The organism is Cohnella rhizosphaerae (assembly GCF_029525575.1).
Lineage (GTDB): Bacteria > Bacillota > Bacilli > Paenibacillales > Paenibacillaceae > Cohnella > Cohnella rhizosphaerae.
Genome location: NZ_JAPDIA010000009.1, coordinates 1203779 through 1218963 on the forward strand (window position 1 = coordinate 1203779; position 15185 = coordinate 1218963).

Consider the following 15185-nt stretch of genomic DNA (forward strand, 5'->3'; position numbering starts at 1 on the left):
GCCTTGCAACGCATCTCATGACGAAGGGGAAGTGGCAGCAATGCGGAGAGGCAAGCGGGGAAAAAGGTGGCTTCACAGTATTATTGTAAGCGTATTCTTGTTGAGTTTGTTTCCTGTATGGGGCGCATCCGCAACGGATTCGACGGCTTCGGTCACCGCGTCTTACACGTTTTTCATGGATAGCGCGGCGGCGGTCAACGACGGCGTCGTGTCGTACAACGATTCGCCGAAAAACCGCTGGACGGCCTACGAGTCGCCGAACGCGACGGATTGGGTGCAGACGGACTTCGGCGCCGCCGCGGCGAAAAGCAAAGTCGACGTTTATTTTTACAGCGACGGGGGGAGGCGTAAAAGCGCCGTCCGCATACGACGTGCAGTACTGGAACGGAACGGCATGGATCGGCGCTTCGGGACAAGTCAAATCTCCCGCCGCGCCGACCGGCAATCAGATGAACACCGTGACGTTTTCGTCCGTGTCGGCTTCCAAGTTCCGCATCGTCTTCACGCATGCATCCGGGGCGAAGTCGGGCGTGACGGAGATCGCTTACGGGACCGCGTCGGCGTCGACGCCAACGCCGAGCCCGACGCCGACGCCGACCGCCACGCCGACGCAGCCGCCGTCGCAGTTGTCCGGCGGCACGGCCTCCGCTTCCTACACGTTCTTTATGGACAGCGTCGCCCAGGTCAATAACGGGGTCATTTCTTACGGCGATTCGCCGCACGACCGCTGGACGGCCTACGAGTCGCCGAACGCGACGGACTGGGTACAGACCGACTTCGGCGGCGGCGTATCCGCGAGCCAGGCCAAGCTCTACCTCTATTCGGACGGCGGCGGGGTGAAGGCGCCATCGGCTTACGACGTGCAGTATTGGACAGGCTCGGCTTGGACGAGCGCGGCAGGCCAGGTCAAATCGCCGACCGCGCCGGCTGGCAACCAGTTGAACACGGTCAGCTTCAACGCCGTGACGGCGTCCAAGTTCCGCATCGTGTTCACGCATGCCTCGGGATCGAAATCGGGGGCGACCGAGATCGCCTACGTGGGTTCGGGATCGGCCACGCCGACCCCAACGCCGACGCCGACCGCCACGCCGACGGCCACCCCGACGCCGACGCCGGGATCCTATCCGAATTACCAGGTCAGCGTCATATCGCCTGCCTACGGCGGTACGGTCAACGACACGGTGACGATCAAATTTTACGCGCCGGGCATGCAGAACGTCTGGGCGCGGTCGTGGCACCAGCCCGACACGGCCAATCCCGGCGCGAACGGCTACGACAGCTGGTTCGCCCGCGTAACGCCGGACGCCAGCGGTTACGGCGAGGTCGTATTCCCGGCGAATCAATTCCCCCCACGGACCGATTACCGTCATTCTGAGCGCTTGGGATACGCCCGAAGGCAACCCGAATTTTGCGCATTCGGACAATTGTTACCTCCAGCTCTATAACGACGGCGGCGTCGTCTGGAAACAGGGCGTGCCGTCCGCGCCGCCGCAGGCATCGGGCATGAGCGTGCTCTACCAGGACGACTTCACCGGTCCGCTGTCGATCTCCCGGACAGGCGCCGGCGCCACCTACGCCTCGTCCAAGCCCGACAGCCCGGGCGGTTCCGAGTTCGGCGACGCGATCTTCGCCGATTACAACGGCCCGTACAATCCGTTTGCCGTGCTCGGCAACCAATATTTGCGCATTCGCGCCAGCAAGACGCCGGCGGGCTACGCGGATCCGATGGGCTGGAATCGCACGTACTTCGGCGGCATGCTGTCTTCCGTGCGGACGGACGGCACAGGCGTAGCCGCGACCTACGGCTACTTCGAGGCACGCATTCTGATGCCGTCGGGCAAGGGGACATGGCCCGCTTTCTGGCTCATGTCGCAGAACAGCATTTCCCAGCACGTGCCGTCTACGGCCGAGCTCGACACGGTAGAGGCTTACGGACAGTCGGCGGCGGGCTCCTGCAGGTCGCAGCACTGGTGGGGCGTCACGCCGGAGATCCATCAGACGCATTGCTCGGAGACGGCCTATTCCTTCGGCGACAACGCTTCGACCTGGCATGTGTACGGCACCAAGATCACCCCGACCGATACGATCTACTACATCGACAACATCGAGGTATGGCGCCATTCGACGTTCGAGCAGGCCAAGACGCCGATGTACTTCATGATCAACCTCGCGCTTGGCGGCGGCTGGCCGATCGATCTGGCGAGGTACGGCAACCAGGTCGATATGTTCGTCGATTACGTACGGGTGTTCCAGTGAGCGCGCGTTAAAAAAGTAGAAAGCGGTAGACGCAAGGTAGAGCCGGGCTGATGTCAGCGCCCGGCTTTGCCTTTAAGATAAAGCACATGAGGCAAACGTCCTCCATCACGGGAAACAGGGGGTTCATCCTGCATGAACACAATCGTTAAAAAAAAGGCTTGTCGCGGCATCGCTGATCGCGGCCATGTCGCTCGTATCGGCTTGCGCGGGCAACGGCAACAACGCGGCCTCGCCCTCCGCTTCGGCGCCGGCTTCCGCCGCTTCGCCGTCCGCAGCATCCCCGTCCGCATCCGCCCAGTCCGAGGCTGCCAAGCCGGACCCGAACGCCAAGTACGATCCGCCGATCGAAGTATCGACGGTCCGGTACACGGACTCGTCGTTCAAGTTCAAGGACGGAGAATCGCTCGACAACAACGCATGGACGAGAGCGTACGAAGAAGAGCTCGGCATCAAGGTTAAAAACAAATGGATCGTCAACGGCGACCAGTTCAACCAGAAAATGAACCTGTCGATCACGTCCGGCGACCTGCCGGATTTGTTCATGGTAGACGCCAAGCAGCTTCGCGAGCTTGCCGAGGGCGGCATGCTCGAGGATCTGACGCAGGTCGTGGCGGACTACGGCACGGATTTAACCAAAGAAATGATCAACAGGGGGGACCAATGCCAAGGCTGCGGCCACTTATGAAGGCAAGCTTGTGGCCATTCCGCCGGCGGAGGATTACCTGGGCGGCGCGCCGCTCCTGTGGGTGCGGACCGACTGGCTGCAGAAGCTCAACCTGCCCGAGCCGAAGACGATGGACGACTTTCTGAAGATTGCCGACGCCTTCGCCAATCAAGATCCCGACGGCAACGGCAAGAAGGATACGTACGGCCTGGCCGCGTCCAAGGACGTCATCGGAGGCTACCCGGACTTGTCCGGCTTCATGAACGGTTATCATGCCTACATGAACGTATGGATCAAAGACGCCTCCGGCCAGCTCGTGAACGGCAGCATCCAGCCGGAGATGAAGACGGCGCTCGGCAAGCTTCAGGAGCTGTACAAGGCCGGCGCGATCGACAAGGAATTCGGCGTCAAGGACGGCGGCAAGGTCGCGGAGATGCAAACGGCCGGCAAGATCGGCATGAACTTCGGCGCGATGTGGAACCCGCTCTGGCCGCTCCAGGACAACGTCAACGCCGACAAAAACGCGGAATGGGGCGCTTTCCCGATCCCCTCCGCGGACGGGACGCCGGCAAGCGCCCAGGCCAACGCCGATTTTAACAGCTTCTGGGTCGTCAAGAAGGGCGCCGCGCATCCCGAGGCGATCGTCAAGCTGTTCAACCTTTACAACGAGAAAATCGCCGGACCGAACGCGGAGCCGCAAACCTATCATACGGTCGACGGCATGGAAGTGTTTAAGTATGCGCTCATGGCGAACGGCTTCGGCACGCCGCAAGGATTGCTGAGCGTGCACAAAAACGTCGTCGCGGCCTTGAAGTCAGGCGACGGCGCCTCCCTGCTGCCTGAGGAGAAAGGTTATTTCGACAAAATCAAGGCATTCCAGGGCGGCGATCGGGCCAACTGGGGAACGAACAAAGTGTTCGGCGAAGGCGGTTCATGGGCGGTCATCGGGCAAAACTACGTTGACGGCGGCCTGCTGACGAAAAACGCTTACTATGGACCTCCTACACCAGGAATGACCGAGAAAAAGGCCATCCTCGACAAGCTGGTGCTGGAGACGTTCACGAAAATCATCCTCGGTTCGCCGCTGTCCGAGTTCGACAAGTTCGTTTCCGATTGGAACAAGCTGGGCGGGGAGCAGATCACCAAGGAAGTCAACGACTGGTACGCGTCGCAATCCTGATCGCGCGGACAGCAGTCGGCAGCGGGGCCGGAAGCCCTTTCCGGCCCCGCTTCCATTGAACGGAAGCGAGCCGGCCGCGGGCGGGATGCCGACACACAGAGACAAACGGGATCGGAGGGATCCGCATGCGATTTGCGCGAACGAGACGTCAGCTGCCGCTTCATTTGATGGTGCTGCCTTCGGCGGCGCTCGTGCTCATTTTCAGCTATGGGCCCATCATGGGGCTTTACATCGCTTTTCAGAAGTTTTCGGTCGTCAAGGGCATGTTCCACTCGCCGTGGAACGGTCTCGATAACTTCGACTATATGTTTTCGCTTCCCGATATCTGGCAGGTGATCCGCAATACGCTCCTGATCGCGTGTCTCAAGATTGTGGCGGGACTCGCGGTGCCGATCGTCGTCGCGCTGCTGCTCAACGAGCTTGGCAACCGTATTTTCAAACGCTGGATTCAGACCTTAATTTACCTCCCGCACTTTCTGTCGTGGATCATTCTGGGAGGCGTGCTGATCGATGTGCTGTCTCCGACTTCGGGCATCGTAAACCAATTGCTCGGCGCGTTCGGCATCGAGCCGATCTTTTTCCTCGGCAGCGTGCGCTGGTTCCCCGCCGTGCTGGTCGTATCCGACGTCTGGAAGGAGTTCGGCTTCAGCACGATCGTTTACCTGGCCGCGCTGACCGGCATCAACCCCGCGCTGTACGAGGCGGCGGTCATCGACGGGGCGAGCCGCTGGAAGCAGACGCTGAATATCACGCTCCCCGGCATGCTGCCCGTCATCGTCCTGCTGGCCACCCTCAGCCTCGGCAACGTGCTGAACGCCGGCTTCGACCAGATTTTCAATTTGTACAGCCCGCAAGTGTACGAAAGCGGCGACGTCATCGACACCCTCGTCTACCGGCTCGGTCTCGAGCAGGCGCAGTACAGCTTGGCCACCGCGGTCGGACTGCTGAAGTCGGCGGTATCCGTCGTGCTGATTTCCGCGTCGTACGCGCTCGCTTACCGGCTGGCCAACTACAGGATATTCTGAAAGGAGACCGAAGCTGATGATGCGAACATCGTTGTCCGGCCGGCTGTTCAACGGCTTCAACGCGGTCGTCCTCGCGCTGCTTGCGCTGCTGTGCCTGCTGCCGCTCGTCCAGGTGCTCGCCGTCTCGCTGAGCTCGAGCACGGCGGCGAGTGCCGGGGCGGTCAAGCTGTGGCCGGTCGACCTCACTTTCGAATCGTACAAGTTCGTGCTGGGCAAGCCGGAATTCCCGAGGGCGTTCTGGATCAGTCTGGAGCGCGTCTTGCTCGGCGCGACGATCAACATGCTGCTGACGATCACGCTGGCCTATCCGCTTTCCAAGGAGCCGGCGGCGTTCAAGGGGAGAACGGCGTATGTGTGGTTTTTCGTGCTGACGATGCTGGTGGGCGGGGGCCTCATTCCCTGGTACCTCGTCATCAAGGCGGCGGGACTGCTCGGGAGTATCTGGGCGCTCGTGCTGCCCGGCGCGGTCAACGTGTTTAATGTCGTGCTTTTACTCAATTTTTTCCGCGGCTTGCCCCGAGAGTTGGAGGAAGCGGCCTTCGTGGACGGCGCCGGTCATTGGACGATTCTCTGGAAGCTTTTTGTCCCGCTGTCGATGCCCGCGCTCGCGACGCTGATTCTGTTCACGGTGGTCGGCCATTGGAATTCCTGGTTCGACGGCCTGATACTGATGAATACGCCGGAAAAGTATCCGCTGCAGAGCTACCTGCAGACGGTTGTCATTAACCGCGACTTGAGCCTGATCACGATGGCCGACGCCGCTACGCTGTCGCAGGTATCCGACCGTACGCTCAAAGGGGCGCAGATTTTCCTGGCCGCGCTGCCGATCATTTGCGTTTACCCGTTTTTGCAGCGGTTTTTCATCAAGGGCGTCGTCGTCGGCAGCGTGAAGGGATAAGGCGATGACGAAGAGGAGCGAAACGATATGAAACGAAATTCGTTGGCCGACATCGGCCGTTATGCCACGCCGTTCAAGCTGGGCCGGCCGGTCGTGCAGGGCTCCGGCGTCGCGGGCAGCTTCGACGCGCTGGCCGTGGATTGTCCGTTCGTATTCCGCCATGGAGACCGCTTTTGCATGATGTACGTAGGCTACGACGGCATCGGCTACCGGACCGCGCTTGCCGAGAGCGACGATCTGGCGAATTGGACCTTCAAAGGCATCATGCTGGACAGGTCGCTCGCCGACAGTCCCGAGCGTGCCCGATGGGACAGCGTCGGCGCGGCAGGCTCCTGGATCGTGCTCGCGTCCGACGGCTTGTACGATACGCCGCGGCTCAAAAAAGATCGATGGCCGGTATTGGATGGTGTATCATTCGTACCCCGAAGCCGGCTATGAAGCAGGCGGCGCGAAGATGGGGCTCGCGTGGTGCGAGGACGAGGCGCTGCTCGACTGGCATCGCCTGCCGGAGCCGGTGATGTCCTTCGAGAACGGCGAAGCGTGGGAGCGAGGCGGCTTGTACAAATGCTGCGTCGTGGCGTCGGGCGGCAGCTACTATATGTTCTACAATGCCAAAGAAAGCACCGACTGGCCTTGGACGGAACAGACGGGCCTCGCCGTGTCCGAGGACCTCCGGACTTGGCGGCGAGATTCGGACAATCCGCTCATGCGGACGGCGCCCGGTTCGTTCTACAGCGTGTACTTCAGCGACCCGTGCGTGAAGCACGACGAAGCAACGGGCCGCTGGATCAACTTCGGCTTCGGCTTCGACGGCAAGCGGGCGCAGGGCGCGCTGGCCGTATCCGACGACCTTCGACGATGGGATATTGCGGACTCGCCATGGCTGCCCGTCGGCCGTCCGGGCGAACTCGACGCTTCCAACGCGCACAAGTCGTCCGTCGTTTACTGGGAAGGCACCCTGTATCATTTCTACTGCGCGTGCCGTCCAGCGGAACCTGGAGATGCCGCGGTCATCGGGGCGGAAAATGAAGCGGGCGGCGAATTCCGCTGTATCTCGCTTGCGACGAGCCGCGCGCTCGATGACGGACGCCCCTGAGCCAGCGCGGAGCGTTACGAAGACCTGGCATCTATGGACCATCCAAGTCGCATCCTATGAGCCGTTTCTCCTTTTCTATCGGATTGTCGATGCCCTGCGGGACAGCGATGCAGGCGTGAGGAAGCAGGCTGCGAGAACCGCTTACATGATCGACCAGAGCCACAAACTCGAGGACAAGATCCCCGCGATGATCCGCTCGGTGCTGAACGTACAGACGCAGTTTGCCAAGGCGCTATTGGTCAACCCCGAGGAAGTAAGGCTTGCGCAGGAACGCGAAGACGTGCTCGGCGCCGAACACGCGGTGCGAAGCGCCTTCGAACAGGACGTGACGCCGCTGCTTGAAGCGTTCCGCGAAGAGAACGGCCTGCCGGCCGATCCGATGAAGGCGTTCTGCGGCAGCGGTCTACTGGACAAGATACAATCCAGGGGCTGACGGGCGGATTAGGCTGATCGTGCTGATCGTGCTGATCGGGCGAATTGGAGGACTGGCGGACTGGCGGACTGGAGGACTGGCGGATTGGATGAGTTGGCGGATTGGAGGACTGGCGAATTGGATGAGTTGGCGGATTGGAGGACTGGCGAATTGGATGAGTTGGCGGATTGGAGGACTGGCGGATTGGATGAGTTGGGTGGGTTGGATGGAATGACCAGCAGAATCAGTAACGATAATCCTCGATCACATCCATGATCGGGGATTTTTTGACGTCTTCGCTCGAATCGACGATCGATAGAAGGGGATTAGAGGCCGCATACGTGCGTTCGGCGCGCTGGAGCTTCCGGAAAGTTTGGTTGCGACGAAAAAGCCTGCATTCGTACATGTATTTTCCGCCGACCAACGGTACGCGATGAAATACATGCAGATATGCAGGTAAATTCAAAGCACAAGCCGAGAAAAGCGTCAATGAAGAGGAATACATGCATATTTGCATCTTTTACGCTCAAAAGGAAAAAATATGGCGAAAAGGATGTATATTTGCAGGTTTTATAGCAGGGGAACGAAGCGGGCGGCGAGCGGACTTGTTCGCGAAGGCGGACGTGAGCGACGAATTGGCGGGCTTATCGCGCGGTGGACGCGGGCGGTGGGCGGACCTGTTCGTGAAGGCGGACGCGAGCGACGGTCGGCAGGCTTATCGCGCGGCAGACGCGAGGGACGAATCGGCGGCTCATCGCGACGGCAGACGCGAGGGACGAGTCGCGGGCTTGTCGCGAAGGCGGACGTGAGCGACGAATCGGCGGGCTTATCGCAGCGGCGGGCACGAGGGACGAATCGGCGGGCTTATCGCGACGGCGGACGCGAGCGACGAGTAGGCGGGCTTATCGCGCGTCAGATGCGAGGGACGAATCGGCGGGCTTATCGCGACGGCGGACGCGAGGGACGAGTCAGCGGCTTGTTCGCGAAGGCGGACGCTAGGGACGAATCGACGGGCTTATCGCGCGGCGGACGCGGGCGACGATTTTGCCGCTTGTCGTGACGGCCGTCGGATGATCCATCGATAGGCGGACGGATAACTTGATTGGAAGGTTTGCAACCGGCTGCCGAATAAGGTCTCGTTCAACTTGCGGTTTGACACCCCGCCTAAAACCATGTTACATTTTTTGTGTAACATGTTACACAATTTGGTTTAAAGGGGTATCGACATGTCGAGTATTTATCAGGTCGCAGAGATGGCCGGTGTGTCCGTAGCCACGGTATCCCGCGTCATCAACGAACGGGGATACGTGAGCGAGAAAACGCGCCTTAAAGTTCAAGAAGCCATCAACATCCTTCACTATACCCCGAACCAGGCGGCGCAGAGTCTCACCACGTCCAGCACCAAGCTGATCGGGCTGCTCGTGCCCGATATCAACAATCCCGTATTTCTCGAACAATCCAAGGGGATCAACGATTACCTGAAGGAGAAGGGCTATATTCTCATGTACGCGGAGTCCGGGGAGGACGACGAGGAAATGTCGAATATGGTGCGGAGATTCCTCAGCAATCGGGTAGACGGCATGATCCTGTGCTCGCGCGACTTCACGCAATTCGGCGACATGGACGCGATCATCGAGCCGGCCTTGAAAAATAACGTGCATGTCGTGCTGAACGGCTATGTGGACAGCAAATTCGAGATCGACCGCGTGGGATTCGACAATGTCAGAGGCGCATATCTCGCCACCGAGCATTTGCTCAAGATGGGGCATTCCTCTATTGCGCTCATCGCCGGTACGGACAGCACGATTTCCGAGGAACGTTATAGAGGCTACAGAGAGGCACATATCGACAATCATGTCTCTCTAAATCCCGCACTCGTCGTTAAAGGTGACTTCCGCCAGCATTCCGGCTACGAAGCGATGCTGAAGATCCTGCAGATGAATCCGCGGCCGACCGCCGTTTTTGCGATGAACGACGTGATGGCGATCGGCGCCATGATGGCGCTCGAGGACCATAAGGTATCCGTACCGGACGAAATTGCCGTCGCAGGCTTTGACGATATCATCTGGTGCTCGCTGATTCGCCCCCGCCTGACCTCGGTCGTACAGCCCAAGTACGAGATCGGCAAAAAGCTGGCCGAGTTTCTGCTATCGCGCATGAACGAGAGTTACTCGGGCCCGGGCAGGCACGAGATATTCGGGTCCAGGCTCGCCGTGCGGCAAAGCACGGTCAAATCGGAGCAGCAGTGATGTTGCTCCGATTGTTTTACGCAAAAAAAGAAAGCGTTGACATCGTGAGGAAATGAACTTATCATACAGATGTAACTAGTTACATATTTGTGTAATAAGCTTCAATAAAAAGGGGAGGTAAGATCATTGAAGAAACTGCAGCTCACCACGTTGTTCCTCGCCACGACCCTCGTCGCATCCGCCTGCGGCAATTCGAACGGCAATAACGAGACTGCCGGATCGCCGACAAGCAGCGCTCCGGCCGCAACGACGCCGGCATCGGGTTCGGCGTCGGCACCCGGCGCATCCGGCTCGGAGCCTTTTACGTTAAAGGTCTCTTACTGGGCGGACAATAAAAACGGCTATTACGAAGAGGTGGCCAAACGCTTCAAGGAAAAATACCCGAACGGAACGGTGGAATTCAATCAGCACCCGGGAGACAAATACAATGAGCTGATGAATACGCGGCTCCCCGCAGGGGAAGCGGACGATGTGCTGTTCAACATGAATATGACCGCCTACGCCAAGGCGGGCTATCTGATGGATCTGTCGAGCCAGCCGTGGATCGCGCGGATGAACGATTCGGCCAAGACGGCCGCGCAGTTCGAAGGGAAAACGTACGGCGCCTTCCTAGAGGTGAACACCTTCGGCGTTTTCTACAATAAAAAAGATTTTCGAGGAGCAGCAGCTTGTTCCGCCGACGACCTGGGACGAATTCTTGTCGCTGAACGAGAAGCTGAAGGCGCAGAAGATTACGCCGATCGTCGAGGGCTTCAAGGATATCTGGACGCTGCAGGCCGCTTATATCCCGATTGCAATCAGCACTTATTTCGGAACGAATCCCAATTTCGAACGCGACGTATACGACGGCAAAGCGAGCGTGAACGGCCCCGAAGTTACGGGTGCGCTGACGCAATTCGCGGAGCTGGCCGACAAGGGCTACTTCAACAAGAACAGCTTAAGCATCGGCAACGACCAGGCACTGCAGGATTTTATCGACGGCAAAGCGGCGATGCACATGATGGGAAGCTGGACGCCCGGCGTCATCGACGGCAAAACGCAAAACTTCCCGCTCGGCTTCTTCATCATTCCGGCCAAGGACGGCAACACCGTCATGTCCGCCGGCACGGACAAGGGCCTGTCCATCAATGCCGCAACGGAGCATCCGGAAGAGGCCATTGCGCTGGTGCAGCTCATGCTGGAGCCCGATATGCTTGAACTTTACGGCAAAGACAACGCGCTGAGCGCGTTCAACGACGTCAATCCCGTATTCGCCAACCCGGCGATGTCCGAGATTCAGGCGGCGCTGCAGGCTCACCCGGGGCATCGCAATCCCGGCGACTACTTCCCGCCTTCCGTCCAGGACGCTCTGAACACGGCCTTGACCAAGATTCTGGCCGGCGGCGGCGTGGGCGATTCGGCTGCGGAGCTGGCCAAGCTTTACGAGAAGGACAAATCCAAAGTTAATTTCTAAGCGCACATTGCGTAAGCCATTCTTATTCATCCGAAGCGAGGGCGGCACATCATCCGCCCCTCGCCAGGATCAGTCAGGTGAGTGATACCGCATGAGATCGAGCAGAAGCTTTTACCGGTTAAAAGTATTTTTCGTACTGCCCGCCCTGCTGCTGTACGGCATTTTTACGTTGTATCCCTTTCTCGGCAGCCTGCTTTATTCCTTTACGAATTGGGACGGCTTGCAGTCCCCGGACTATGTAGGCCTGGCCAATTACCGGGCGCTATTCCACGACAAAGCGATCATGCAAGCCGCTAAAAATACGCTTTACGTTCTCGCCGTCATGGTGCTGATCGGCAATCCGTTGTCCCTGACCCTCGCGCTGCTGCTCAATCTGCCCTTGCGGAGCCGAGGACTGCTCAGGACGCTTTTCTTTCTTCCCGCGCTCATGAGTCTCATGGTTATCTCGATCAGCTGGGGCTTCATCCTGCAATACGACGGCCTGCTCAATGCGGTTCTGACGCTATTCGGATTCGAGAACGGGATTCAGGACTGGCTCGGGACGATGGATTACGCGCTGCCGGCCGTTATCCTGATCTTGCTGTGGCAAGGGACCGGCTTCGGGGCGGTCATTTACCTGGCCGGGCTGCAGTCCGTGCCCAGGGAGCTTCAGGAATCCGCGCAGATCGACGGGGCCACGGGCTTGCAACGAATCTACCACATTACCATTCCGCTGATTATGCCGTTTATTACGATCAATACGTTTCTCGGTATCGCGGGCAGCCTGAAGCTGTTCGACGTGCCGTTCGTCCTGACCAACGGCGGTCCGGGCACGGCGACGACGACGCTCGGGCTATTGATTTACAAGTACGCCTTCGTGCACGAGTCCTACGGTTATGCGACCGCGGCTGGGATGCTGTTCATGATTTTGATCGCCGTGATCACCTTCTTGCAGCTGAGCATCACGCGCAGAAGAGAGGTGGAAATGTGAAAAAGATTCGAATAGGCCTCGGCATCGCAGAACTGGTCATGCTGATCGCGGCTTGTCTTTTTCTGGTCCCTTTCTTGAACGTGCTTCTTGCCAGCTTCAAGCCTTCAAGCGAAGTGTTCGACGCGCTCCATTTCCCTTCAAGCTGGGAGTTCGCGCATTACGGGGCGATTTTGGGCGAGGGCCGATTTGCGCAGTCGTTGTTCAATACCGTCGTCATCACTTCATTAAGCCTGGGGCTCGTCGTGCTTTTCACTTCCATGGCCGGATATGCGATCGGGCGTTCAGGCAAGGGCTTATTCCAGATCGTGTTTTTTTATTCTGATCTCGGGCATGATCATTCCGCTGCAATCGACGATCATCCCGATTTTTAAGCTCGCGACCGCGATTTCCTTAATCAATACGCGCACGCTCATGATTTTGCTGTATACGGCCGGCGCGATTCCGTTTGCCACCATCATCTACACGGGCTTCGTCAAAGGCATCCCTTCCCGAGATGGAGGAGGCCGCCGCCATGGAAGGCTGCGGGAAGACGCGAACCTTTTTTTACGATTATTTTCCCGCTCCTGCTGCCTGCCACCGGCACCGTCATCGTGACGAACGTCTTTACGATCTGGAACGATTTTTTCGGACCGCTCATTTACTTGTACAGCCCCGGCAAACAAACGCTGATGACGCTCATTTATCAGTTCAAGCAGGAGCGGACGACCGATTGGGGACCGATTTTCGCCTTGAGCGTCATAGCTACGATTCCGCTGATTCTATTGTTTTTCTTCGTGCAGGATAAGTTCCTCAAAGGTCTGACGGCCGGCGCGGTCAAGGGTTGAGACAAGTGTACGGCATGCTGGGACAGAGACGATAAGCTGACGACAAGCTAAGGAGAAATGAAACGATGATCATCGAGCGCTCGGCCTATACGATCGAACTGGATTCGGCGAACGGATCTTTGCTGGCATTTACGGATAAGCGATCCGGGAAAAACATGATTCACGGCGGGAGCGCGGCCAGGCCGATCTTTACGCTCCGGCTGCGGGACGACGCCGGACAGGCGCTGGACGTTACGGCGCTGCAAGCGGCGTCCGTCACGCTGGAGCAGGCCTCGATATCGGCGGACGACGGCACGCAGCTCCGATTTAAATATACGAAGCTGAATAACCTGGATCTGGATGCCGTCGTCGAGGTCGACCTCCCGCAAGATTCCAACTTGACCGACTGGCGCATTTCCTTCGACAATCGGACGTCATACCTCGTGGAATGGGTCGACTTCCCGGACGTCGTCGTGCCGAACGATCTCGTCGCCGCGGGCGGGACTGCCCGGATTCTGTGGCCGGCCCATGAGGGCGTGCTGATCGAGGACATCGGCAGACGAGAGAACACTTGGCTGAAATACCAGGAAACCGGCTATCCCAGCAAAGGCTGGGACGGAACCTATCCCGGCCCCGCGCCGACGCAGTTCATGGCTTATTACGATGACGACTGCGGCCTCTACGTAGGCGCGCACGATGCGAGGCACCACGTCAAATCGATCGAATTTCTTCCGTTCGACGGGGGCGTGAGGCTCCAGTATCGGATTTTCGTCGAGGGGGCCGGTCAAGGTTCCTATCGAATGAACTTTAATATGGTGCTGGGCGTCTTCCACGGCGATTGGCATCAGGCGCCGAGCTGTACCGACGTTGGTTCGAACAGGGAAGCACGCCGCCGCGCATCGCGGACAATCCGGAGCTCCCCGCCTGGTACCGGGAATCGCCCGTCGTCGTGACGTATCCCGTGCGCGGCGTCAAGGATACGGGCAGCATGGACCCGAACGAATATTTTCCTTACGTCAATGCGATTCCGCATCTGGAGCGGCTGTCCGAGCGCTTCGATAGCAAGGTGATGGCGCTGCTTATGCACTGGGAAGGGTCGGCCCCCTGGGCGCCGCCTTACATCTGGCCCCCTTACGGGGAGAAGAAGGCATGCGGCAGTTCGCCGACGAGCTGCACGCGCGCGGCCATCTGCTCGGTCTGTACGCGAGCGGCATCGCCTGGACGCAGAGGAGTCTGCTCGACCCCGATTACAACCGGGAAGCGGACTTCGAACGTCTGGAGCTAGAGAAGGTCATGTGCGTGTCGCCGGAGGGCGAGCTGCCGTACTCCTTGATCTGCAACGGCGTGCAGCGCTGGGGATACGACATGTGTCCGTCAGAGCCATTTGTGACGGAGACGGTGCTCGAGGAGATCCGAGGCGTCGCGAACAGCGGCTGCGATTACATGCAGTATTTCGACCAGAATCTGGGCGGACTGTCGTACCTGTGCTACAGCAAGGAGCACGATCATCCGCCGGGGCCCGGGCGCTGGCAGACGGAAGCGATGAAGACGTTGTTCCGCAAGATTCGGCAGGAGTGGAAGGCGATGGGCAAAGACATCGTGCTCGGCTGCGAAGCGGCAGCCGCAGAGCCCTTCCTGGGCGAGCTTCCTTTTAACGACCTGCGCTTCAACATCGGCTTGTTCACCGGCGAGCCGGTGCCTGTCTATCAGTATGTATACCACGAATATATCAACAACTTCATGGGCAACCAGAACTCCAGCGGCCAGAGCATCGACCTGCTCAAGTCGCCGGACAATCTGCTCTGGCGGACCGCCTATTCCTTCGTGGCGGGAGATATGCTCACGGTCGTGCTCGGACGCGGCGGGGCGATCAACTGGGATTGGGGGACGGAATGGGATTACCCGGCGCCGGATCAACAGGCGATCGGCACCCTGATCCGCAATCTTAACGCCTGGCGCATTGGCGCGGGCAAGCCGTATCTCGCGACGGGCAGGATGCTCGCGCCGGAGCGGCTGACCGGCGTGTCCGCGCAAACGATTCACATGCGGGACGGCAGCGTGCTGAAGCAACCTTCCATTCTTACGACGAAGTGGCAATCTTCGGAGGGGCGGGTCGCGCAGTTCCTGGTGAATTACACGACGGAGCCGCAAGCGTATGATTGGCAGCAGCCGTATGGCG

Annotated in this window: 16 protein-coding genes and 3 pseudogenes; all 19 read left to right on the forward strand. The window is 59.2% G+C overall.

The features are described from left to right. Positions 1-371 precede the first annotated feature (371 nt). Positions 372-1445 carry a galactose-binding domain-containing protein gene (locus OMP40_RS39515; RefSeq protein ID WP_277539677.1) on the forward strand — a complete coding sequence of 358 codons (1074 nt, stop codon included), beginning with the start codon at positions 372-374 and terminating at the stop codon, positions 1443-1445. Positions 1446-1503: 58 nt separating this feature from the next. After that, positions 1504-2256 (forward strand): glycoside hydrolase family 16 protein, encoded by a 753-nt coding sequence (locus OMP40_RS39520; RefSeq protein WP_277539679.1) that lies wholly within the window; start codon positions 1504-1506, stop codon positions 2254-2256. 184 nt (positions 2257-2440) lie between these two features. Further along, positions 2441-2941 carry an extracellular solute-binding protein gene (locus OMP40_RS39525; protein ID WP_277539680.1) on the forward strand — a complete coding sequence of 167 codons (501 nt, stop codon included), beginning with the start codon at positions 2441-2443 and terminating at the stop codon, positions 2939-2941. Positions 2942-2951: 10 nt separating this feature from the next. Next, on the forward strand, positions 2952-4100 hold the full coding sequence (locus OMP40_RS39530; RefSeq protein WP_277539681.1) for a type 2 periplasmic-binding domain-containing protein: 1149 nt from the start codon (positions 2952-2954) through the stop codon (positions 4098-4100). A 125-nt stretch (positions 4101-4225) separates the two neighbouring features. Next, positions 4226-5125 (forward strand): ABC transporter permease, encoded by a 900-nt coding sequence (locus OMP40_RS39535; RefSeq protein WP_277539682.1) that lies wholly within the window; start codon positions 4226-4228, stop codon positions 5123-5125. Positions 5126-5141: 16 nt separating this feature from the next. After that, entirely contained in the window at positions 5142-6023 is an 882-nt protein-coding gene (locus tag OMP40_RS39540) for a carbohydrate ABC transporter permease (protein ID WP_277539683.1), read from the forward strand. A 27-nt stretch (positions 6024-6050) separates the two neighbouring features. Next, positions 6051-6461 (forward strand): hypothetical protein, encoded by a 411-nt coding sequence (locus OMP40_RS39545; protein WP_277539684.1) that lies wholly within the window; start codon positions 6051-6053, stop codon positions 6459-6461. Next, complete coding sequence (locus OMP40_RS39550) at positions 6427-7119, forward strand: glycoside hydrolase family protein (protein ID WP_277539685.1); 693 nt, start codon at positions 6427-6429, stop codon at positions 7117-7119. The genes OMP40_RS39545 and OMP40_RS39550 overlap by 35 nt, the downstream gene beginning before the upstream one ends. A gap of 55 nt (positions 7120-7174) precedes the next feature. Further along, a pseudogene (locus OMP40_RS39555) lies at positions 7175-7552 on the forward strand (sugar isomerase); the annotation flags it as partial. 584 nt (positions 7553-8136) lie between these two features. Continuing rightward, positions 8137-8340: a hypothetical protein gene (locus OMP40_RS39560; protein ID WP_277539686.1), complete on the forward strand. Its 204-nt coding sequence runs from the start codon at positions 8137-8139 to the stop codon at positions 8338-8340. 417 nt (positions 8341-8757) lie between these two features. Next, positions 8758-9780: a LacI family DNA-binding transcriptional regulator gene (locus tag OMP40_RS39565; RefSeq protein ID WP_277539687.1), complete on the forward strand. Its 1023-nt coding sequence runs from the start codon at positions 8758-8760 to the stop codon at positions 9778-9780. 150 nt (positions 9781-9930) lie between these two features. Next, positions 9931-10410 (forward strand): annotated as a pseudogene (locus OMP40_RS43005) (extracellular solute-binding protein); the annotation flags it as partial. Positions 10411-10429: 19 nt separating this feature from the next. Then, the gene (locus OMP40_RS39570; protein ID WP_338131409.1) at positions 10430-11233 is read left to right on the forward strand and encodes an ABC transporter substrate-binding protein; all 804 of its coding nucleotides are present in this window, start codon (positions 10430-10432) and stop codon (positions 11231-11233) included. Between the two features lie 91 nt (positions 11234-11324). Continuing rightward, on the forward strand, positions 11325-12203 hold the full coding sequence (locus tag OMP40_RS39575; RefSeq protein WP_277529764.1) for a carbohydrate ABC transporter permease: 879 nt from the start codon (positions 11325-11327) through the stop codon (positions 12201-12203). Continuing rightward, positions 12200-12574, forward strand: a complete 375-nt coding sequence (locus tag OMP40_RS39580) for an ABC transporter permease family protein (protein WP_277529766.1) — start codon at positions 12200-12202, stop codon at positions 12572-12574. The genes OMP40_RS39575 and OMP40_RS39580 overlap by 4 nt, the downstream gene beginning before the upstream one ends. A 162-nt stretch (positions 12575-12736) precedes the next feature. Next, positions 12737-13027 (forward strand): annotated as a pseudogene (locus OMP40_RS39585) (carbohydrate ABC transporter permease); the annotation flags it as partial. A 65-nt stretch (positions 13028-13092) separates the two neighbouring features. Next, the gene (locus OMP40_RS39590) at positions 13093-13959 is read left to right on the forward strand and encodes a hypothetical protein (protein ID WP_277539688.1); all 867 of its coding nucleotides are present in this window, start codon (positions 13093-13095) and stop codon (positions 13957-13959) included. Next, positions 13956-14291, forward strand: a complete 336-nt coding sequence (locus tag OMP40_RS39595) for a hypothetical protein (RefSeq protein WP_277539689.1) — start codon at positions 13956-13958, stop codon at positions 14289-14291. Before OMP40_RS39590 ends, OMP40_RS39595 begins: the two co-directional genes overlap by 4 nt. Further along, positions 14195-15185, forward strand: a 991-nt coding sequence (locus OMP40_RS39600; protein WP_277539772.1) for a DUF6259 domain-containing protein, incomplete at its 3' end; no start/stop codon positions are given. The genes OMP40_RS39595 and OMP40_RS39600, both read left to right, overlap by 97 nt.